The 21,065-nt window shown below is 49.7% G+C and carries 19 protein-coding genes and 1 pseudogene; 14 read left to right on the forward strand and 6 right to left on the reverse strand.

The genetic code is table 11. The features are described 5' to 3' along the window. The first annotated feature begins 238 nt into the window (after window positions 1–238). Genes AC3G2T_RS31605 through AC3G2T_RS31615 form a run of 3 tightly spaced genes read left to right on the forward strand, consistent with a single transcriptional unit; the run spans window position 239 to window position 2,568 of the window. Window positions 239–1,147: an NUDIX hydrolase gene (locus AC3G2T_RS31605; RefSeq protein ID WP_488438003.1), complete on the forward strand. Its 909-nt coding sequence runs from the start codon at window positions 239–241 to the stop codon at window positions 1,145–1,147. A 33-nt stretch (window positions 1,148–1,180) separates the two neighbouring features. Beyond that, window positions 1,181–1,636: a macro domain-containing protein gene (locus AC3G2T_RS31610; RefSeq protein WP_488438004.1), complete on the forward strand. Its 456-nt coding sequence runs from the start codon at window positions 1,181–1,183 to the stop codon at window positions 1,634–1,636. Between the two features lie 26 nt (window positions 1,637–1,662). Beyond that, on the forward strand, window positions 1,663–2,568 hold the full coding sequence (locus AC3G2T_RS31615; RefSeq protein ID WP_488438005.1) for an ADP-ribosylglycohydrolase family protein: 906 nt from the start codon (window positions 1,663–1,665) through the stop codon (window positions 2,566–2,568). Here AC3G2T_RS31615 and AC3G2T_RS31620 read toward each other — a convergent pair. Next, entirely contained in the window at window positions 2,565–3,497 is a 933-nt protein-coding gene (locus AC3G2T_RS31620) for a helix-turn-helix transcriptional regulator (protein ID WP_488438006.1), read from the reverse strand. The two genes, AC3G2T_RS31615 and AC3G2T_RS31620, sit on opposite strands and share 4 nt — an antisense overlap. A 165-nt stretch (window positions 3,498–3,662) precedes the next feature. Between AC3G2T_RS31620 and uvrA the strand changes: the two genes are divergently transcribed. The 3 genes from uvrA to AC3G2T_RS31635 are packed head-to-tail and all read left to right on the forward strand — an operon-like array spanning window position 3,663 to window position 7,200. Then, window positions 3,663–6,218, forward strand: coding sequence for an excinuclease ABC subunit UvrA (gene uvrA / locus AC3G2T_RS31625; protein ID WP_488438007.1), 2,556 nt, complete (start codon window positions 3,663–3,665; stop codon window positions 6,216–6,218). Beyond that, the gene (locus AC3G2T_RS31630) at window positions 6,205–6,552 is read left to right on the forward strand and encodes a hypothetical protein (RefSeq protein WP_488438008.1); all 348 of its coding nucleotides are present in this window, start codon (window positions 6,205–6,207) and stop codon (window positions 6,550–6,552) included. Before uvrA ends, AC3G2T_RS31630 begins: the two co-directional genes overlap by 14 nt. A gap of 42 nt (window positions 6,553–6,594) precedes the next feature. Continuing rightward, window positions 6,595–7,200, forward strand: a complete 606-nt coding sequence (locus tag AC3G2T_RS31635) for a pentapeptide repeat-containing protein (protein ID WP_488438009.1) — start codon at window positions 6,595–6,597, stop codon at window positions 7,198–7,200. A 52-nt stretch (window positions 7,201–7,252) separates the two neighbouring features. Here AC3G2T_RS31635 and AC3G2T_RS31640 read toward each other — a convergent pair whose 3' ends face one another. Together AC3G2T_RS31640 and AC3G2T_RS31645 are read right to left on the reverse strand one after the other, a co-directional pair. Then, entirely contained in the window at window positions 7,253–8,080 is an 828-nt protein-coding gene (locus AC3G2T_RS31640; protein WP_488438010.1) for a WYL domain-containing protein, read from the reverse strand. Then, complete coding sequence (locus AC3G2T_RS31645) at window positions 8,067–9,377, reverse strand: helix-turn-helix transcriptional regulator (RefSeq protein ID WP_488438011.1); 1,311 nt, start codon at window positions 9,375–9,377, stop codon at window positions 8,067–8,069. The genes AC3G2T_RS31640 and AC3G2T_RS31645 overlap by 14 nt, the downstream gene beginning before the upstream one ends. A 190-nt stretch (window positions 9,378–9,567) precedes the next feature. Between AC3G2T_RS31645 and AC3G2T_RS31650 the strand changes: the two genes are divergently transcribed. From AC3G2T_RS31650 to AC3G2T_RS31670, 5 genes and pseudogenes are all read left to right on the forward strand, one after another. Further along, complete coding sequence (locus tag AC3G2T_RS31650) at window positions 9,568–10,350, forward strand: nucleotidyltransferase domain-containing protein (RefSeq protein ID WP_488438012.1); 783 nt, start codon at window positions 9,568–9,570, stop codon at window positions 10,348–10,350. Between the two features lie 10 nt (window positions 10,351–10,360). Then, on the forward strand, window positions 10,361–11,938 hold the full coding sequence (locus AC3G2T_RS31655) for a limonene hydroxylase (RefSeq protein WP_488438013.1): 1,578 nt from the start codon (window positions 10,361–10,363) through the stop codon (window positions 11,936–11,938). Window positions 11,939–11,976: 38 nt separating this feature from the next. After that, complete coding sequence (locus AC3G2T_RS31660; RefSeq protein ID WP_488438014.1) at window positions 11,977–13,203, forward strand: RtcB family protein; 1,227 nt, start codon at window positions 11,977–11,979, stop codon at window positions 13,201–13,203. Between the two features lie 34 nt (window positions 13,204–13,237). Then, window positions 13,238–13,336: pseudogene (locus AC3G2T_RS31665) on the forward strand (hypothetical protein); the annotation flags it as partial. 92 nt (window positions 13,337–13,428) lie between these two features. Beyond that, window positions 13,429–14,373, forward strand: coding sequence for a hypothetical protein (locus AC3G2T_RS31670; RefSeq protein WP_474684534.1), 945 nt, complete (start codon window positions 13,429–13,431; stop codon window positions 14,371–14,373). Between the two features lie 179 nt (window positions 14,374–14,552). Here the strand turns inward: AC3G2T_RS31670 and AC3G2T_RS31675 are convergent, their stop codons facing one another. From AC3G2T_RS31675 to AC3G2T_RS31685, 3 genes are all read right to left on the reverse strand, one after another. Further along, on the reverse strand, window positions 14,553–15,413 hold the full coding sequence (locus tag AC3G2T_RS31675; protein ID WP_474684533.1) for a stalk domain-containing protein: 861 nt from the start codon (window positions 15,411–15,413) through the stop codon (window positions 14,553–14,555). Between the two features lie 355 nt (window positions 15,414–15,768). Continuing rightward, window positions 15,769–17,358 carry an acyl CoA:acetate/3-ketoacid CoA transferase gene (locus AC3G2T_RS31680; RefSeq protein ID WP_488438015.1) on the reverse strand — a complete coding sequence of 530 codons (1,590 nt, stop codon included), beginning with the start codon at window positions 17,356–17,358 and terminating at the stop codon, window positions 15,769–15,771. Window positions 17,359–17,360: 2 nt separating this feature from the next. Further along, window positions 17,361–18,176 carry an enoyl-CoA hydratase/isomerase family protein gene (locus AC3G2T_RS31685; RefSeq protein ID WP_488438016.1) on the reverse strand — a complete coding sequence of 272 codons (816 nt, stop codon included), beginning with the start codon at window positions 18,174–18,176 and terminating at the stop codon, window positions 17,361–17,363. Window positions 18,177–18,333: 157 nt separating this feature from the next. Here AC3G2T_RS31685 and AC3G2T_RS31690 point away from each other — a divergent pair, with 157 nt between their 5' ends. The 3 genes from AC3G2T_RS31690 to AC3G2T_RS31700 all read left to right on the forward strand — a co-directional run bounded on the left by AC3G2T_RS31690 (window position 18,334) and on the right by AC3G2T_RS31700 (window position 21,056). Beyond that, window positions 18,334–19,371, forward strand: a complete 1,038-nt coding sequence (locus AC3G2T_RS31690) for a LacI family DNA-binding transcriptional regulator (RefSeq protein ID WP_488438017.1) — start codon at window positions 18,334–18,336, stop codon at window positions 19,369–19,371. Between the two features lie 204 nt (window positions 19,372–19,575). Continuing rightward, entirely contained in the window at window positions 19,576–20,385 is an 810-nt protein-coding gene (locus AC3G2T_RS31695) for a transporter substrate-binding domain-containing protein (RefSeq protein WP_474684529.1), read from the forward strand. Window positions 20,386–20,387: 2 nt separating this feature from the next. Continuing rightward, window positions 20,388–21,056, forward strand: a complete 669-nt coding sequence (locus tag AC3G2T_RS31700; protein ID WP_474684528.1) for an amino acid ABC transporter permease — start codon at window positions 20,388–20,390, stop codon at window positions 21,054–21,056. The last annotated feature ends 9 nt before the right edge of the window (window positions 21,057–21,065 follow it).

Raw genomic sequence — 21,065 nt, forward strand, 5'->3', positions numbered from 1 at the left:
CGGATCCGTTTCGGTAAAAGTCAAAATCTGCGGGGCACATACGTGCTGCCGCTTTTTTGCATATCACGAATGCGGTGAACGATGAAGACACTCGCTGCTGCGGCTGCATCCAAGTAACAAAAGAATTGTGACGAAGTCCTGAACCGGCGCGTATTGACATTGCGTTATGAAGTTGATGTATAATAACAATTAGATAATAACATTTTGATAATAACAAAATAAGGCAGGTTGTATGATCATGAGCGAACCATCATTCATTCGTGACCGGAATGGCATGACTGAGAAGGAGTACTTAGATTCCTATGATGCAAGTATATACGAAAGTCCTTCTGTTACAGTGGATATGCTTATTTTTACCGTTATGGATCAAATTCAGGATAATTACAGGAAGCTTCCGGAGAAGTCGTTACAGCTTCTGCTTATTAGGAGAGGGGAGCACCCTTTTATTGGTCAATGGGCTTTGCCGGGAGGCTTCGTTTCCATTCATGAGAGCATTGAGGATGCGGCCAGGCGGGAACTGAAGAGCGAAACCAATATCGGGAATGTGTATATGGAACAGTTGTTTACATGGGGCGACGTTGACCGGGATCCGAGAACGCGGGTTATCAGCTGCTCTTATATGGCGCTTGTAGATCGTACATCCTTGGATGTTCGGGCTGGAGACGATGCGGACGACGCTAAATGGTTCGATGTAACGTATACCGTTTTCCAAGAGAAGATCACTAACCTGGATGAAGGTTATGAAATCGAAAGGCTTATCAAGATCGTCCTGCGAAATGAAACCGACAGTTTAACTGCAACGGTAAAAATCACGGAGGCAGCGATTCAGCGAACAACAAAAATAATCCGAGAGGTTGTGGACTCGCAGGGCATCGCTTTCGACCACGCCAAAATTATCGAGTATGCGATAGAACGATTGCGCAACAAAATCGAGTACACAGACATCGCCTTCAACCTCATGCCCCCGTTATTCACGCTATCGGAACTTCAACAGGTATATGAGGTCGTGCTTGGAAAAGAACTTTTAGCCGCTGCATTCCGGAGAAAGATTGCGCCTATGGTCAAGGAGACAAATGAATTCACAAAGGACGCGGGACATCGTCCCTCTAAGCTTTACCGGTTTAACCCAAGCTGGAATCGGCACTGAAGGAAGAATGTGGAGAAGGGGCGAAGTGAGGATATGACGGTTAATCTTGTTACGGGAAATTTGCTTCAAGCATCGGAACATATCATTGGTCATCAGGTGAATTGCCAGGTAGTAATGGGATCGGGAGTAGCCAAACAGGTTAAACAGCTTTATCCCAAAGCGTTTACGGAATATTTACAGTTTTGTCTGCGAAATAAAGAGAATTTGCTTGGAAGCTGCCAGCTAGTTGCAGTTGGAACGGATAAGTATGTGGCCAACTTGTTTGGACAGCAATATTTTGGCAGGGACGGTAAGAAATATACGAACGATGAAGCTTTAAGGGGTGCTTTGCAGCAATTATATGAGTTTGCCAAAACGAATCAATACTCCGTTGCGCTCCCTTATCAAATCGGATGTGATCGGGGCGGCGGTGACTGGGCCGTTGTCTCGACTATGATCCATGATATTTTCACAGATGCAGCAGTTACGCTCTATCAATATAAGCCTTAACGTCGCGGAAACAGGGAGGAATTTTGATGAGTATCGATAAAATCAAGGGTGGGCTATACGGCGTTGCGATTGGAGATGCGCTAGGCGGTACGACGGAATTTATGACGAAGAAAGAAGTTCAGCAGAAATATGGCTATCTTACTGAAATTATCGGCGGAGGAGTCTGGGATTTAGATCCCGGGGAAGTGACTGACGATACGATGATGACTTTGTGTGTGGCGGAGGGAATCTTAGAAAACCCTCAGGACCCTGGCCAAGCAATCGGTGAAAAATTTCTTGAGTGGTACCGGTCCGATCCCAAAGATATCGGGAACATCATTCGAAGAGTGTTCGCCACCTATCGCGGAAATTGGTTTGAGGCCGCATTCCTGGCTGATTTGGATCTGGGACAGAGCGCCGGCAACGGCTCACTCATGCGCTGTCTCCCTGTAGGATTAAGCTATCCTAATCTCTCGGATATTGAAACAATTTCACGAATGCAGTCAAAAATGACGCACTATGACGAACGCTGCAATCAAGCCTGTGACATATACAATCGCATAGTTTGCAGACTCTTCAACGGTGAGGCCCTCATTGAAGCGATCAAGAGTGAAATCGTCGATACGGAATATCGGGATATCCTTACAAATGAACCCGACTGCGAACCGAGCGGTTTTGTCGTTCATACGTTTCGTTGGGTACTTCACATACTGCTTCATACCGCTTCCTTCCATGAAGTCGTTCAGCATGCGGCCAATTTGGGAGGGGATTCCGATACGATAGCCGCAATTGCAGGAGGTCTGGCCGGCGTCCATTATGGATTCGACAATATTCCCCGGCAATATTCGGATGCGATAATTATTAAAAGCAAGCTCGATACATTGTCGGAGCAAATCGCAAGACTGCGCGGGCAGTGCTCCGGGAACACGACGGGCAAAACGTCAAGCAGCTAAAGCTGTTCGGCGTTTTTTATTTTATAAATCCCCATTAATCTGTTAATTCTTCGAATAATCTCTACTCGAACATTTTCAGGCTCCAGGCATTCGCATTTATCTCCAAAACGAAGCAAATAACCGTATCCGTGGTCATTTTCAATAAATGGAAAGGAAACGATCCATTTATTTTCCCCATAAGACTCGATGTTTTCTTCTCCGCAATAGTCCGTCATAAAATCTCTGAGTGATTCATCGATTAGAAGTTTAATCGTAATCGTATTATTTTCGGAGGAGTGCAACGTCCCGGATTCAAATTCTCTGGGAACAAATCTCTCATCGAGCAGTTTTAGCGACGTAATGCGCGAAAGTTTAAAAGTGCGGAAGTCTTGCTTGGAAGTACAATAGCCGTGCAAATACCAAGCCGAATCTTTTAACACCAATCTATAGGGCTCGATCCTCCTTTGAGTTCGTCTGTCATTTTGGTCGGAATAATTAAAAGACAATAACCGTTTCTCATCGAGCGCAACTTTCATTTCCTCAAAGTTTGGCTTTACGTTTCTGCTGCCGAACCACGGCGTATGATCAATGGTAATCTGATTTTCGAAATTCCTGATTTGCTCTTCCGGAACCAACCCTTTTACTTTTGCCATCGTATTGAGGATTTCTTCGCTGGACATAGAAGAATGGATGCTATTAAGTCCGATTAGCAGCGCAGTGATGTCCGTAACCGTAAACAGCTTTTTTTCTATTTTGTATTCTTCCATGATGCCGATACCGCCGTTAGCGCCAGGATAAGTAATGATCGGGATACCTGCCTTGTTTATGGCTTCTATGTCTCTAAAGATGGTTCGAGGCGTGACTTCAAACATTTCCGCAAGCTTGGAAGCACTGACTTTATTACGCTCAAGCAGCAGCATGACAATGGATAGCAATCGATCTATCTTCACTGTAATCACCTTAAATTTTTTAATTAGCGCATAAAAACTATGACATACTGTTGTCATAATTGTATATGATACCTTTAAATATGTCGATGCCCAAAGTCGCCCGTTAAGTCCTCAACTTCTGAGCTGGATGCGGTATCTATTTGATGTGTTCGAGGAGGTCACCTTATGCACAGCTTCATACATGTTAGCGGCGCAAGGGAAAATAATTTAAAAAACATCAGTATTAAAATTCCGCGCGATCAAGTCGTTGTATTCACCGGAGTGAGCGGTTCGGGGAAGTCCAGTCTGGCGTTCGATACGCTTTATGCCGAGGGTCAAAAACGCTACGTGGAATCACTATCCGCATATGCCCGCCAATTTTTGGGGCAAGTCCAAACACCGGACGTTGATTTTATTGAAGGGCTTTCGCCAGCGATCGCGATTGAACAAAAAACAACCTCGAAAAATCCCCGTTCCACTGTCGGTACGGTGACAGAAATTTATGATTACTTGCGTCTGCTGTGGGCCAGGACAGGCACTCCGTATTGCCCCGATTGCAAGGAAGAAATTAGCCGGCAATCTGTCGATGAAATCGTCGATCACATTTACAAGCTGCCGCAAGGAACCAAATTTGCGGTATTGGCGCCGGTAATCCAGGGCGAAAAAGGCGAGCACCTTAAGGTACTTGAGCAGGCCAAGCTGAACGGATATGCGCGTGTTCGAGTGGACGGCACTTTCTATTCCTTGAATGAAGATATTCAACTTCATAAAAACAAAATGCATACGATTGAAATCGTCGTAGACCGGCTCACTGTTCGGGCGGAGGATGCGCAGCGTCTGGTCGATTCCCTGGAATCAGCGTTTTCGTTATCCGGCGATGTCGTAACTATATATCAATACGAGAGTCAAAAAGAAACTTGCTTTTCTCAAAGCTACAGCTGTTCGCGATGCGGTCAATCGCTTCCCGAGTTATCGCCGCGAATGTTTTCGTTCAATAACCAATACGGAGCCTGCCAGACTTGCTACGGACTCGGATTTCATTTCAAAGCGGGCTCTTATGAGCAGTTTTCCAACATGCAGAAGGAGGTTGAGGATGACCTCTCCGCACCGCCGTGCCCCGATTGTCATGGCGACCGCCTGGCCCCTATGCTCCTGGCTGTAAAGGTCGGTGGTATAAACATTGCCGATTTCTGCAAATTATCCGTTAACGACGCGATCGATTTTATAGCAAATCTGAGGCTGCCCGGGGCGAAAGCGGCAATCGCGGATTCAATCCTCGCAGAAATTCGCTCCCGGCTTATGTTTATGAAAAACGTCGGTCTGGAGTATTTAACGCTTTCCAGAGCTTCAGGCACGCTTTCCGGCGGTGAAAATCAGCGCATTCGGCTAGCTACGCAAATTGGCTCGGGCTTGACCGGAGTGCTGTATGTTTTGGACGAACCTTCTATTGGACTTCATCAGCGGGACAATGCGCTCCTCTTGTCCGCGTTAAGGGACTTGTGCGATAAGGGGAACACGCTCATTATTGTTGAACATGACGAAGATACGATCCGGCAAGCGGATTGGATTGTAGATATAGGGCCGAGAGCGGGAAAACATGGCGGGCAAGTTGTTGCGCAGGGAACGCTTGACAACCTTATAAACGAACCAAACTCCATAACCGGTCAATATATTTCCGGCAAGCAACAAATTGCAGTGCCCCAAATGCGGCGCACGGGCAGCGGAAAATCCCTGACCATCATCGGCGCGGCGGAAAATAATTTGAAGGGAATCAACGTTTCGATCCCTCTTGGCACACTGACCTGTGTTACCGGCGTTTCGGGCTCCGGGAAATCCAGCTTAATCAATGAAATATTGTATAAAAAGCTTGCTTCAGAGCTTAACCGGGCCCATACTCGCGCAGGCAAACATAAGCAAATAGAGGGAGTGGCTTCTCTCGACAAAATTATTTATATCGACCAAAGCCCGATCGGGCGCACGCCCCGTTCCAATCCGGCTACCTACACGGGTCTTTTTGACCTGATCCGGTCACTCTACGCGCAGACAAATGAAGCGAAAATTCGCGGATACGATGCGAAAAGATTTTCGTTTAACGTTCCGGGCGGCCGCTGTGAGGCTTGTTCCGGCGATGGTCTTATGAAAATAGAAATGCATTTTCTTCCCGATGTCTTTGTCCCCTGCGATGTTTGCAAAGGGAAACGTTATGGCCGTGAAACGCTGGAAATTCACTATAAGGGCAAAAGCATTGCAGATGTGCTAGCGATGACTGCAGACGAAGCTGTTGCGTTTTTTGGAAGTATTCCTAAAATCCGCAGAAGAATAGAGGCGCTTTGCAAGGTAGGGCTAGGTTATGTTCAGCTCGGGCAGGCCTCAACGACGCTTTCAGGCGGCGAAGCGCAGCGGGTGAAGCTTGCAGCGGAACTGCTTAAACCGGCTACGGGCTCGACTCTATACGTGATGGATGAACCGACAACGGGTTTGCACGTTGCAGATGTGCATCAATTGGTTCACATTTTGCATGACTTGGTTGACAGCGGAAATACGGTTGTTATAATTGAGCACAACTTGGATGTGATAAAAAACGCCGATTATATCATTGATCTGGGACCCGAGGGCGGCATAAATGGAGGTCACCTGGTCTGCTCCGGTACTCCGGAGGAAGTGGCGGAATGCGAGATAAGCTATACCGGGCACTATTTGCGAAATGAGCTGAAGGGGAAGCAAACGAATGAATCTGATTGATCACGAAGTTACTCATATTAAATTTGGCGTTGGGCGGGTAGTGAACAAGGATGACGAGCGGGTAATGGTCGTATTTACGGACACAATCGGGCAAAAAACGTTTGTATATCCGGACGTCTTCGAGCAATACCTGCGAATGAACAACCCCGTCATTCAGGACTTTGTTTTCTCGGAATATAAGCGGAAGCAGGAACAGCTCGAAGCCGAAAAACAACATCGGGAAAAGCTGCTCAGAGAAGAGGCGGAGCGAGCGGCTTCCATACTAGCCGAGCGACAAGCCATTGATAAGAAAGCAAAGCCATCCAAGAAAAAAGCCGTAACAAAAAAGAAGTAGCCGTACGAACGGCTGAAATGTTTGTTGGCAGGAGGATTAAGTATGTACCAATACAAGAATCAGTCCTATGATGAGGTGCAATTTGACGGGCGAGATTTACGATACGGCGAGTTAGTACACTGTACATTCAAAAAATGTACGTTTATGAATGCCTCTATGGAAGAAGTGGCTACAAGCAACTGCCGTTTCGTCGAATGCAATTTCCGCGGAGCCGCCTTAAACGGCTCTGTACATACGGAGACAGCCTTCGAAAATTGTCAGTTTACCGGAGCTAATCTTTTCGTATCCAAATTCACGTCTTGCAAGATGACAGGTTCTGACTTTGCAGGGGCCCAGTTGGATGGGATTACGATTCATGGAGGGGACTGGTCCTACACCAATTTAAGGCATGCGGCGCTAAACAAACAAGATTTAAGGGGAGCTCGTTTTTTTGAGACCGATTTTACGGATGCAAATTTGGAAAAGGCCGATTTAAGAAATTGCGATTTGACCAGAGTGTCATTGGCCAAGGCCAAGCTGCAAGGAGCGGACCTGAGAGGCGCTAACCTAGAAGGGGTTGATTTAAAGAGCCTTAATTTGAAGGGGGTGCGAATGGATAGTATTCAAGCGGTTATCTTTTTAAAATCCTTTGGAGCCAGAGTAGATTAAAAGCGGTGCGAATGACAAAAGAAGCGGGCCCGCGGGCCCGCTGCTGTAATCTTTACGAAGAAAGCTCCTCTTCTTCGGATTGCATAACACCATACCGCTCCAGCGCTTTTGTTGACGATTCCAGCATCCGCTTTTTCAGATAATCGCCTTGGATAACCCGGACCCGCTTGCCGAGGAAACGGATTTTGGAGAGCAAATATTCGTATTCGTCTTCGAGCAAGCATATCCTGACTTGATAAACGTCGTTCCCGGCGTCGTACTCGACATCCTTTTCGAAGCAGGAGAAGGCATAAAGGATGCGCGACAATTCTCTGTTGTATTCGTGGACCACTCCGATGACGGCTTCGGCTTTGCGCGAGTCGAGCGTCCGGCTGATTTTGGCGAAGATGGCGTCTGCTTCCGCCTGCTCGACAGGCTCTGCCGAGACGGAGACAATGTTCGTCAGTCTGGTGCTCATCAACGCATGATGCCGGAGGTGGTACCACAGCAGGTACCATTCTCTTTTGACCATGGAGTATTCCAATTTGTACGGCAGCCCCGAATGGTCCGAATTCACTCGCCCGCCCTTGATCGAGTAAGTGATTCGAACCCCGCTCTTATTCGTCATACAGCGGCGTAAAGTGCGGAGGAGCGGGTGGTAGACTTGTTTCTCCATGCTTCTCGCTTTTTCGATCAGGTGTTCCGAAATATCCATGACGGGATCGGGTTCAAGCAGGGAGCGCAGCTTTTCCAAGGTTCCGGCAGTGAAAGCCTCGGCCGCAGCGGGATGCTCCAGCATCGTTTTCAGCCAAGCCCTTTCGTGCGAGGTGACCATGAACGTACCGGAATCCTCCAGCCGGGAGATGATCTGGTAGTTGAAGATTTTTTCAAAAAGATTCATAGTACGCTTGAATCTCCTTCCATTCGGCAATCATTTCCCGGCGGAACCGGACCGGCTCCAAAATTTCGCAGCTTGACCCGAAGCTTCGCAGCCATGGCTTAATTTCAGTAGTTCCGTTAACGGTAATTTCAAATATAAAAGAATGTTCATCCTCGTACACGATTTGCCCCCATTGTCCTTGCAGCAGGACGCGCTCTTTAATGAAATTGGGCTCCAGGCTGTCAGGATTGTAAAATCGGACGCGCACCGTCACCGGCCGTCCGGTATCGATCAGCCAGCTGTACTTGATTTTTGCCTCCAAATTGGTTGTCTTCTCCTTAAACAAATCCTCTGCGACAACTTCATCTTCTTCGATCTGAGTCATGCCCTCCATACGGTATTTCCGAACGCCCTCTCTGCCGCTCGCGAGCAAGTACCACCGTCCGTACTGATGATCGTAGACGACCTTCAGCGGAAGCGTCGTTTCCATTTTGCCTTCCGTTTCGCGCTCGAACAGAGGGTTGGTGTTCTTGGAGGCGTAGCTTTTATCGGCTTTGGGCGAGAAATACAAAAATCGGACTTTGCGGCGGCCGCGGATGGCGCTCAGGAGCGTGAACAGATGCGCTTCATCTAAAATCCGCGAGTAATAGTGATACTTATATAAAAATGGCTCGATAGCATGCTTTTCCGCTTGATTGCGCATAAATTGTTTCTTCAACCCGTCGCGCAGCAAATAGCCTTGCACGGAAGGCACCTGCGTGTTTGCCATAACGTCCACAAAATCGTACAGATCAAAAAGCTCCTCATCCGACAATTCCCGGATCAGGTCGTTTTGAAGCCGGTACCGGTAGGGGCGGGCCCCGGGCTCCCTTTTGATCACGCCGACCTCTTCCAAATATTTGAGATCCGACCGGATCGTCTTTTCATCAGGGAGGGGGAGATCGGAACTTAAACCGCTGCAGCAAATGTCCATAAGCTCCATAGTCGTCAGCGCTTGTTCGTTCAAAGCCGCCAGGAGCAGCGAGACTCTGTGAGATTCGGATTCCTTCAAGGATTTGGCGCGAAACAGGAACAACAGCATCGGATCGGTCGACTCGTAGTAGCTGAAGCGGATCGATTCGGCAAATTCTTTGCCCTGCTCCTGCGGCAGCTGCCTATATATGGTGTTCACGATTTCTTTGAGCCGCCGGAGCGTTTTGTCGAAGGTATGTACGGAAATGCCCAGCCGTTCAGCGAATTGCTGTCTGCTGTACGCGCCGCTTGTCAGCACGAGCATGCGCAGAAATTGGATCTCTTTATCGAAGCTTTCCTTGGCCACTATAATCCTCCGTTCAATCAACGTGCCTTTCTCTATTGTAACAGGGGTTGGATTGGGGTGAAATGGAAATCTTTCTGCCGTCGTAATACTTTTGCCATGTTCGATTGTACGAAAATCGGCGAAGATAGTTCAGGAGGCCGGCACCGAACGGTGAAAGCCTGGATAAAACGGATAAGGGAGGGTGCACCGTATGCCTGAGTATCGGAGGCAAATTGTGGAACTGTTGAAGCGGATCGAAAGGGAAGAAAACGTCCGGATTTTATACGCTTGCGAGTCAGGCAGCCGGGCATGGGGGTTCCCGTCGCAGGATAGCGATTATGACGTAAGATTTTTATATATCAGGCCGGTGGAATGGTATTTGTCCATTTTCGAGAAGCGGGACGTCATCGAGAGGCCGATCAGCGATATGCTCGATATAAACGGTTGGGACCTGAAAAAAGCTTTGAATCTGTTTCGCAAATCGAACCCGCCGCTGCTGGAGTGGCTGCAATCCCCGATCGTCTATATGGAGAACGGCTCGGTCGCCGAGCAAATCCGGGGCATCTCTCCGCTGACTTTTTCGCCAAAATCCTGCATGCATCATTATCTGCATATGGCGAAAGGGAACTTTCGGGAATATTTGCAGGGCGAGCAGGTCAAAATCAAAAAATATTTTTACGTGCTGCGCCCGGTTCTGGCATGCGAATGGATGGAGAAGCACAACACGATGCCGCCCACCCGGTTCCAAACGCTGGTTGACGATTTGGTGCCCGAAGGCAGCGAGCTAAGGGCGGTGATCCTGGATTTGCTGGCTCGTAAAATAGCGGGCGACGAATTGGACTATGAGCCAAGAATCCATCCGATCAATGAATTTTTGGAGGAAAGAATAGCTTATTACGAACGGGCCGCATCCGGCATGCCTGCTTCTGCCGGCGATCAGGATCGTCGGCTGGACGAATTGTTCCGGGCGGCATTAAAGGAAATATGGGATTAAGGTGATGAATATGTTAATCTTTTTTAATAAAGCGAAGGAAGCGCCTTGGGCGGATAAAATCTCTATCTACGCTTACATTCAAGCGCAAATCCGCGAACATGGGCAGGTTGACGGCGGTTCTTTGCCGGACGACGAGCAATTTTGGGCAGGGGGCCAGCTTCGATGGGCAGCCGGCGCTTTGGATGGGGCGATGGGGCATCACTCCGTACCAAGTAGCAAGACCCAAGAGGTGCAAGAATTGGTTCATTTGCTGGCCAAACAGACCCGAAAGCCTGGGCATAGCGGGCGAAAGGCTGTTTATTCCAAGCTCATCGGTGCGGATATAGGAAGTATGATCGACGATGTGTTGGACGGGGTGCGCAAGCATCCGGGCGTCCGGCCCGATGAACTGTATAAAGAGGCCAAATGGCTGGCGGAAAGCGCGGCACACCGCAATCCGGTCAAGCTTGGCATCGCGCTGCTCGGTCTTTTTGCAATTGAACAGGAGAAGGAGCTGCTTCTCACTCTCGGCAAGCATGACGAATTTACCCTTTATGCTGCAGTCGCTATTCGAAACGGGATGGAGGACAGCAACAACGTTCTTTTTGATCTGGCGAAAAGCGTTAACGGCTGGGGGAAAATTCAGATCGTCGAGAGGCTGGAGCCGAGCACCCGGGAGATTCGGGACTGGCTATTGCGCAAAGGCTGTCAGAACAGCGTGATGAACGAATATTTAGCTTGCATTTGTGCCCGCAACGGGAACTTGCGCGAAGCTCTCTCATCGAGCACGGTAGACCGCGATTTATTTGAAGGCGCGACCGATATCATTCGAGCGCTGCTATACGGAGGCCCGGCAGAAAACATCGATGATTATGAGGATGCGCCACAGGCGATGTCCGATTATTTGAGGTTGGCCGGAACCATGTGCGGCACCTTGAAGCAGTTAACGGCGGTTTTGAGTATTCTTGAATTTTTGACGGAAGCCGATTCCGTGTGGGAGCGGCGAAGAGCAAACGGTTGGACAGAGCAGTTGAGAAGCGAGCAGGCGGAGGCTTGCCGAACGATTATCGCTCAGGCCAGATGGAGCGGCATGGTTCTGGATGCGGTCGCATCCGGTGATTCTTTTGGCCGTCACTATGGCGTGATTTGCGCTGCGAAACTGGGCATCGATATATGGGAGCTGCTCTTCTCGCAGCTTGCGGACAATCCGATTCAGGATGCGCACTATTTGGAGCTGATGAAATCGGAAAATCCGGATAGAATCCGCCGGCTCGTTCAGTTCGCCGAAATCCGGCTGCCGCTGCGGCAAATCGCCACAGGCCCCGAAGATGAAATGGGATTTGGCAAGGAGTATGCGGCGCATTCGTGCCTCGACAGCATTTTGCAAAGTTTGGACAGGCATGCCGGGTTCGGAAGAGAATTGATTGCTGCAGGTTTGAACAGTCCGGTGACCCGTAACCGGAATATGGCGCTTAAAGCGTTGGAAGCCTGGGAGCTTGCTTCATGGGGAAATGAGCTTGTCGAGGCGCTGACGCGGCTGGCGGAAATCGAACCGAACGAGTCGGTGCGGGAACGTATTCAAAAGCTGCGGGAAGCAAGAAACATATAAGCTGGAGCTGCAGTCATTTATTATAGGAGTTGAGTTTTATGGCATATCAAAATATAGACGGCGTACTTGTCTGGGGGAAACCCGACGAAGGTGCGCTAGCCCAAGCCAAAACGTGCGCAAAGACCGGGAATGTCGTCCAAGCGCTGCTTATGGCCGATCATCACAAAGGATACAGCCAGCCGATCGGCGGTGTCGTCGTGTATGACGGGCAGATTTCCCCTTCCGGCGTAGGGTACGATATCGCATGCGGGAACAAAGCGGTGAGGACGAAGCTGACTGTGGAAGATGTGCTGCCCAGGCTGGCAGCCGTCATGGACGAAATAGCGCGCAAAATCTCGTTCGGCATAGGCCGCGTCAATAATGAAAAGGTCGATCACGACCTGTTCGATGACCCGGACTGGGCGGTTTACGCGGCGGTCGGGAAGCAGGAGCACGACAAGCTGAAAACTCTGGCCCGGAGCCAGCTCGGCACCGTCGGCAGCGGTAACCATTTTGTCGACTTGTTCGTAGAACCGGATACGGGCCGGGTTTGGATCGGCAACCATTTTGGCAGCCGCGGCTTCGGGCATAAAACGGCCAGCGGTTTCATCAACCTGGCGGCCGGCAGAGGATTTTTGGATAGCGCCCCCGGCGAAAAGATGGATCAGCCTCCCGTGCTGCTCGATTTAAGCGGCGAACTCGGCGATATGTATTACCGCGCGATGAAGCTCGCCGGGCGATACGCATATGCCGGACGCGATTATGTCATTCAAGAAGTGCTGTCGATGCTGGGGACGGAAGCGGATTTCGAAGTCCACAATCATCATAATTTTGCCTGGAAAGAGACGCATAACGGGAAAGAAGCGGTTGTGGTCCGCAAGGGAGCGACGCCGTCCGCGCCGGGGCAGCTTGGCTTTATCGGCGGCAGCATGGGGGACATCTCCGTGATCGTAAAAGGCAAGGATACTGCGGAGAACCGCGACGCTTACTACAGCACCGTTCATGGAGCGGGCCGCATTATGAGCCGGACGCAGGCGGCAGGCAAAATGAACTGGAAGACCCGCGCCCGCAGCGGCGGACAAATCTCCACGGCGCAAATGCTGGATGCCGTTCGCAGCTTTGGCGTCGAGCTCCGCGGCGCCGGTACGGACGAGAGCCCGTTTGTGTACAGGAAGCTCCAAGAAGTGCTGGATGCTCATGACGAAACAATCGAGGTTATGCACGTTCTGAAGCCGATCGGCGTCTGCATGGCGGGAGCGGATGAATTTGATCCGTATAAGGATTAAAACAGAACGGTCGACTTTCAAAGGAAAGGCACAAATGGCTATTAAGTCCAGCAATCCGCAGTTTTCTTTTCTCATTAAGAAAAACCCGAATTCCGGCATGAAGCTTCGCACCATTCGCAAAGGAATCGCTTATGCGGATATAGTTTTACCCAATATAGTGCGAAAATTATGTCGAATTATGAAACCCAAAATGAGATCGTAATTGGCGACAGAGGATGGATAATAATGGATAATAAACAAAAAATAGTTCAATACTATAAGTACGAATTGACTGCACGAAAGCTGATATTTAATCCAAGCTGGCGCGAAGTGATGATGGTCATAGTAGGGCTGCTTATCTTATTGGGTTTAAATATTGCAAGTAATTTCTATCATTTATCTGTTTGGCTTGTCAGTATTAATTTTATCGGGGCGATGTTATTTTTATCAGGGCTGGCTTTACTCGGACTCAAAGATAAATCCCAATTCAGGTATATTCGAATTCCTATGCTTGCATTTTCTAGTGGGGGTGGAATCATGGTGTCAGCTGCCATGTTACAGAGCCTGGATAAAACTCAAAACGCCAATTTTGCCTTCATTATGCTAGCTGGTCTAGTGATTCTAATTACAAGCATGATTTGGGGAGAAATACGGAAAAAACGCTATGGGATCGAATCTTATAATTTTTTTGAATGGCTGCAGGATCTACGCTATCATAACTTGATGGAATTTCTAATTAAAGAAAATATCGATATATCTGAAGAAATTGATATTATAGCTGAAGAAGTGGAAGTGGACAATACACGCGCACAATGGAAGCTTTCTTATCCACTATCTCTTTTTGGATTGTTGTCCTTTTCAATCCTCGATAACTATAACCAGTTCCGCAATAACTGGGAACTGCAGAAACATCAAGCAGATATTCAATTATCAAGTGGATTTTGGATAGCTATTGATCTTGCCAAAGTTGCAGCCCTTGTTCTTGTCGTGACTCTCTTAGTAGGATATACGTTTCGGTGGATATTATTTAAAGGGCATTCCCATACAGAGGGTTTGCGTATTCTTCTGAAACGAATCTCGTATCATTTGCGAAGACAGGAGAGAATTATAGCAGTTAATGAAGAGCAACGGATCTCAATCCGAGAGAAGGTATTGGAAGCACGTACTCACAAACGCGGAGTATATCGTTGATAAGACCTGTTTAAGTTGGTAGAGCCTACCCTGATACTTTTGCAGGTATCGAAAAAATGTTTGGTATTAAGTGGTGGCTGGCTTTTATAATTACCAAGCCATAGCCTGTAAGGGGAACGGCCCATTACATGGCGTTCCCCTTGGGCAGGTGGCCTATTTTCGATTTTGTCCTGCCATGGTTACAATGCTACACGCATAGATCCCAGTTTATACACCGTTTCATCATGAAAAGGTTTTTGGAAGTCCAAGGAAATAAACGGGTGACTATATGCAGAAAATCCGGAAACTTTTAAATTAAATTGAAAAACACCGATATTATCCAGCTTCTCGTTATAAAAAATTTCTAAATCCGATATTGAGGAATTTTGAATTTCACTGGCCCATTTAGCGATGGTGTCAGCATCATTGGCATCTCGGAGTGCTTTGATATCTTTGACCATCTTTTCTTTGTAATTGTGAGAATCAGTAATTCCGTTATCTTTATCGTACCAAACCGTTTTGTTATAGAAACTTTCCAGCTCGGATGTATCCCCCGATTTCAACGCCGCAGCATACTTTTTGAGCAGATCCAACGCGAGAGGTTTCATCGCACCAACAGTAGCGTCTGCAGAATAATCGGCAGGCAATTTGGTCGTATAATTTCCGGATTGAGTACTAGTGTTGGAACTTGCACCGGATGAACTTTTCCCCGACGAAGAAGTATTGTCTTTAGTCGGCTCCCCGGAGGCCGGAGGCACGTATCCGTTTGTTGATACATGAACGGTTTTCGTCGCTTCGTCATAGGACACTTTACCGCCCATCGCTTCCGCAAGACCTTTGGCGGATACATAGCTGTGCCCGTCATAAACCAATGGGTACATAGTCCCGTCTTCACTTGACTGGTCGATTTGTTTGCCGTTCACCTTAACTTGCAGATTAGCATTTTGATAAGCTGTAACTTGCTTCAAAGCGGAATCGGCATATGCGCCTGCTGCAATGCCCAAAGTCAATGTTGCTCCTATCATGCTTACCAAGACTTTCTTCGTTAAAACTACTTTCATCTTTCAACTCTCCCCGTAAAACGTATTATGCATCGTACTCTGTTGGCAGAACCCTGATCATGGTTCTAGAGTTGCATTAAAATCGTATTCTACATATTACAATAAATACCTGCATCATTCGACATCCAAATTGTGTGCCATGTAGTCCCAGGCGCTTCATACCTGCAAATCTATATACCAATCCACCCGGAGAAAGGGGCTATTCTTAGCGGCAAAAACATAAGCGCCAGCCGCCGCCGCAAAATGGATGCCTGCCGCGCAGGCGGCCATAAAATCGTTGTAAAGCTACGCAGGGGAGATCAAAACAAAACAAAAACACCCTGGGAATCAGGGTGTTTTTCCAAATGATCTATCGTTATGCGGTGCCCCAATCGGCTTTCAGATGCATAAGCGAAGGCGCGAACAGCCTGGCGTCCATCTGCTTGAGATCGGGGGAAATGAGTGGCTTAAATGCCAGATGGGACAAAATGTCGCGTTCCAGCTCGATTCCGGGCGCAATTTCACAGAGCATGAGACCTTGCGGGGTCAGCCTGAAAACGGCGCGCTCCGTAATATATACAACCTCTTTGCCGATTTTTGCGGCTTCGGAGCCGTTAAAAGATATATCCGATAATTGCGGTACGATTTTACGGAACCGGCCTTCCTGATCGATGTTCAGCTTGCCGTCAACCATGGAAGTTTTGAGCCCTCCGGCCGTAAAGGTGCCGCTGAAAACGACTTTTTTGGAATTTTGCGCGATATCGATAAAACCGCCTACGCCCATGATTTTGCCGTTAAACTTATGAACGTTCACGTTGCCCGCCTGGTCGATTTCGGCAAAGCTCAGGAAGCTTGTATCGAGTCCGCCGCCATCGTAAAAGTCGAATTGATAGGGCTGGTCGATAACCGCCCGGGGACTGATCGTCGCGCCGAAAATAATGCCCTTGGCCGGCGTTCCGCCGATCGGGCCCAGCTCTACGGTAAAGGTCAGCTGATCGCTGATTCCTTCCTCCGCGGCAACGAAACCGACGCCGTCCGAAATGCCGACGCCCAGATTGGCCACATCGCCTGGAGATGCTTCCATCAGGGCGCGCCGGGCAATCACTTTTCGCTCGGTGAGCGGAAGCGGCTTGATGTCGTCCGGCACGGCGATAAGATCGCCGCTCATAAAGCGGTTGGAGGCCGTTTCGTACGTTTGCTGCTGATCGGGGACGACTACGACGGCGTCAACGAGAAAGCCCGGAATTTTTATCGATTTGGGGTGAATCGAGCGCGCTTGCACCATTCGCTGCACCTGCACGATGACGATTCCGCCGCTGTTTTTGGTAGCTTGCGCGATGCTCAGCACATCGAGGAACGCAGGTTCGTCCTCCATGCTGATGTAGCCGTCGGTGTCCGAAGTCGTCCCCCGGATGATGGCGACATTCGGGCGAATGGACGGGTAGAACAGCCATTCCTTGCCGTCAAGCTCCATCAGCCGGACCAAATCCTTGGTAGTCCGCTCGTTCAGCTTGCCGCCCTGCTGGCGGGGATCGACGAAAGAACCGAGCCCGACATGGGAGAGAATGCCCGGATGCCCGGCAGCGGTAGCGCGAAACAACTGCGCAATGACGCCTTGCGGAAAGCAATAAGCCTCGATTTGGTTGGACTCGGCGAGTTCGGACATCCGCGGTGACTGTCCCCAGTGCCCGCCGATGGCTCTGGCGCACAGGCCGGGAATGGCCAGCGGACTCATCCCGCGGTCGGCCCGGTCTCCGAGTCCGGTCGTATGCAGGAACGTCAGGCCGCTCGGCTTTTGCTCCTGGCGATAGCGGTTGGCCAGCGCTTCGATGATATGGGTGGGGTCGACGATTCCGCCTCCGGCCCCGCTGATGGCAACGGTCGCCCCGTCGGGAATAAGCTGAACCGCTTCTTCCGGGCTAAGCACTGGAACGGGGCCCGTTCTTTTGTGAGAGATTGCGTTCACGGCTAGTTATTCTCCTTCGTGGAAGTTATTGGCGGCGACCCTTCAAAGCGGGGAGGCCGCTTTTCAAAAAAAGCTTGCATGCCTTCCCGAAAATCCGCGCTTTCAGATACGATCTGGGAAATATCCATTTGCAGCTGGTCCATCCATGGCTGGCTGGGGCTGAAAATGCCGCTGACCGCCGCTTTGACGGCCCGGGTCGCCGTGGCGGATTTGGCGGCGATCTCTTCCGCCCATGCCAGGGCGAGCTCGTAAGCCGTTCCTTCCTGCGCAATCGCATTGACGACGCCGAGCTCCAGAGCTTCCTGCGCCGTCATTTGCTTCGCGAACAGCATGAGCTCCAGCGCTCTGCCCGCCCCGATCAGGCGGGTTAACCGGTAGGCGCTCCCGCTGCCGGGAAAAGAGCCGATGTTGACTTCGGGCAGGCTGAGCACGATATGCGGCGCTGCGACGCGCATGTCGCAGCTGAGCGCCCAGTCGAAGCCCCCGCCGTAAGCGGAGCCGTCCAAAGCCGCTATCGTCGGGATAGGGAGCATGGAAAGGCGAGTGCGCAGCCGGATTTCCGCTTCCATTTTGGCGCTGACGTAAGTGCCTGCATTCAGATGCTCGCCGATTTCTTTCATATCCGATCCCGCCGAAAATACTTTGCCTGCGGCGCATAGGATGACGACGCGCAGCTCCCGCTCGGCTTCGATATTCGCAAAAATTTCCTCCAAATAATGAAGGCCGCCGTTCGTTCCCAAATTCAGAGGAGGGTTGTCGAAGCGGATAATGCCTACATAACCTTCTTTTCTGAATTCAATACTTGGTTTATTGTTCATTATGAACCACCTTACTGGATCGATCTAGTTTAGGTTATATTATAAATACAGCCAAACAATCGTGTCAACAATAACGTGGACGGGCAAATGATTCAATGAAAACATTTTCAAAATACATAGTAATGTACTATACTTTTTAGACGGAGGTGTGCGAACAGTGGGGGAGGATTTTCAAAAGCGTATTACACTTGAAGATGTAGCCAGGGATGCCGGCGTGTCTCGTTCTACTGCATCTCTGGTCATCCGGGGCAGCAGCACAATCCCCGACAAAACGAAGAAAAAAGTATACGCATCGATGAACAAGCTCGGCTATGTATACGATCGGGTTGCCGCCAGTTTTCGTTCAAGACGTTCTTCTACGGTGGGCGTAATCATCACAAACATTGGAAACCCGTTTTTCTCGGAGCTGCTGGCGAGCGTCGAGGACAAGTTGGACGAGAAGGGCTACACGATGCTGCTGGGAATGACGGTCGAATCGGAAAGCAAGCAGCAGCGTGTGCTGGAAACGATGCTGGAGCATCGGGTGTGCGGGATTATTATGGCGCCGGTAGCCGACACTTCGATGGACATATTTACGCGGCTGGAGAAATTGAAGGTGCCCTGCGTGCTGATTGGCCGGGAAATTACCGGCTCGCCTGCCGACTACATCGGCACCGATTTCAGGCTGGGAACGAAGCAGGCGGTTCGCCATTTGGCGGACCAGGGACACCGCAGAATCGCATTTATCGGAGGGGTGCCGAACACTTCGGCTTACGAAGAGCGGTTGGAAGGCTATCTCGACGCACTCACGGAATGCGGGATTCAGTGCGAAAAATCGCTCGTTGTTCCGAGCATTCCAACGAGGGAGGGCGGCATGGCTGCCGTTATTGAAATGATGCGGAGCGATCGGCCGCCGACAGCCGCCTTGTGCCATAACGATATCGTCGCATTAGGGGCGATAGCGGGGCTGCAGTCGATCGGGCTCGCCGCCGGAAAAGACTTGGCGCTGGTCGGCTTTGACGACATCAAGGAGGCCGCGACCTCCAATCCCGGGCTCACATCCGTTGCGATCGGATTGGAGCAATGGGGAGTGGAAGCCGCTGAGCTGCTGCACCAAAGATTAGCGGGAGAAGGGGAACATGATGCGGTGCGCATCATCGTGCCGCCGCGGCTTGTCGTCCGCGATTCTTCCACAAATTTCATGGGTGCGCATTGAGGAATGCGCCCTATGAAATTATGTTGTTGACTTTAAAATTTGAACTTGCTATTATCAATTCCAATAAAACTAATAGGAAATGATATTTCAGCTTTTGGATGAAGGGGGAATCGGCATCCAGGAGGGCATCATGAGCCCGGAAACAGCTCGAAAATTTTTTTCGCTTTTAGTAGATCGATCTATGGGACGAAGGGTGATGAAGAGATGTTGAAGTCAAAAAGGGGAATACTTGTAGTTTGCACGGCCATGCTGTTACTGCTTAGCGCCTGCGGAAAACCGGCGGATTCCGGAAATGCCGCCGGCAAAACGGAAGAGAAGGAACTGCGGGTCGGCACCTACGGGGTGAGCATCGGCTTTTCTATCAAAAACAGTTCCAACGTGTTGGAAGGATATGATATCGCTGTGACGGAAGCTATTGCCAAAAAGCTCGGTTATACCAAAGTAACGTGGACGACGGCCGACATGACCGGTTTGTTCGGCATGTTGGATTCCGGCAAAATCGATACGATCGCCAACCAGGTGGAAGCGAATGCCAAACGCAAGGACAAATATTCGTTCTCGCAAACGTATATTTACTCCGGCGCTCAGCTTATCGTCCGCAAGGAAGACAATTCCATCCAGTCGCTCAAAGACTTGAAAGGCAAAAAAATCGGCGTCAATGTCGGAACGAGCAAAGAAACGTACCTGAGAGAGAACGATCCGAACAAAGAGCTGAACATCGTTACCTATGAAGACCCGAGCGCGATTATGAAAGACGTTGCTCTCGGCCGCCTCGACGCCTATATTATGGACCGCGCCGGCGCGCAGCTTTTGATTGACAATTCCGGGCTGCCGCTCAAGCTTGCCGGAGACCCTGTATACACGTACGAGGAAGCGTTCCCTTTCCCGAAAAACGACAAAGGCAATACGCAGAAGGAAGCGTTTAACAAGGCGTTGGACGAGTTGGCCAAGGACGGAACATTAAGCGAAATATCCAATAAATGGTTGAAGCAAGATATCAGTAAGGCGCACTGACGATGAGTTTCGATCTTGAATTTCTGTTCAAGGCCGTCCCGGAGCTGCTGAAGTATTTGCCCATGACGCTGCTGCTGGCCATTGCATCGATGCTTTTTGCCTCGATCCTTGGCTTGGTGCTGGCAGTCATCATTAGAAATAACGTTAAAGTTTTGACGCCGCTGGCCAATATTTACATTTCCTTTTTCCGATCGGTTCCTACGCTGGTTACGCTGTTTATTTTTTATTTCGGTATCCCGCAAATTTTTCCCGAAATCAGCATTATTAATGCGGTCACGGCGACCATTATTGCGTTGAGCTTTAAAAATGCCGCGAGTTTGGCCGAGGAATTCAGAGGAGCGATGAACTCGGTCGATCCGGGCCAGATGGAGGCCTGCCTGTCGGTTGGAATGACCCGCTGGCAAGGGCTGCGCAGAGTTGTGCTGCCGCAAACGATCAGAATCGCCGTTCCGGGGATGAGCAACTATTTGATCATGCTGATCAAGGAATCGTCCCTGGCCTTTACGGTAGGCGTCTCCGATATTTTCGCGCAAACGAAAATTATGGCCAGCAATTCCTTCAGATTCCTTGAAAGCTATATCGCTGTCGCGCTTATTTACTGGGGAGTTACGATTTTGCTGACGATGCTGCAGGGCAGACTGGAGAAAGTGCTGGACAGACCTTATCGATAGGAGTTCGGT

The sequence above is a fragment of the Paenibacillus sp. sgz302191 genome (assembly GCF_057749925.1).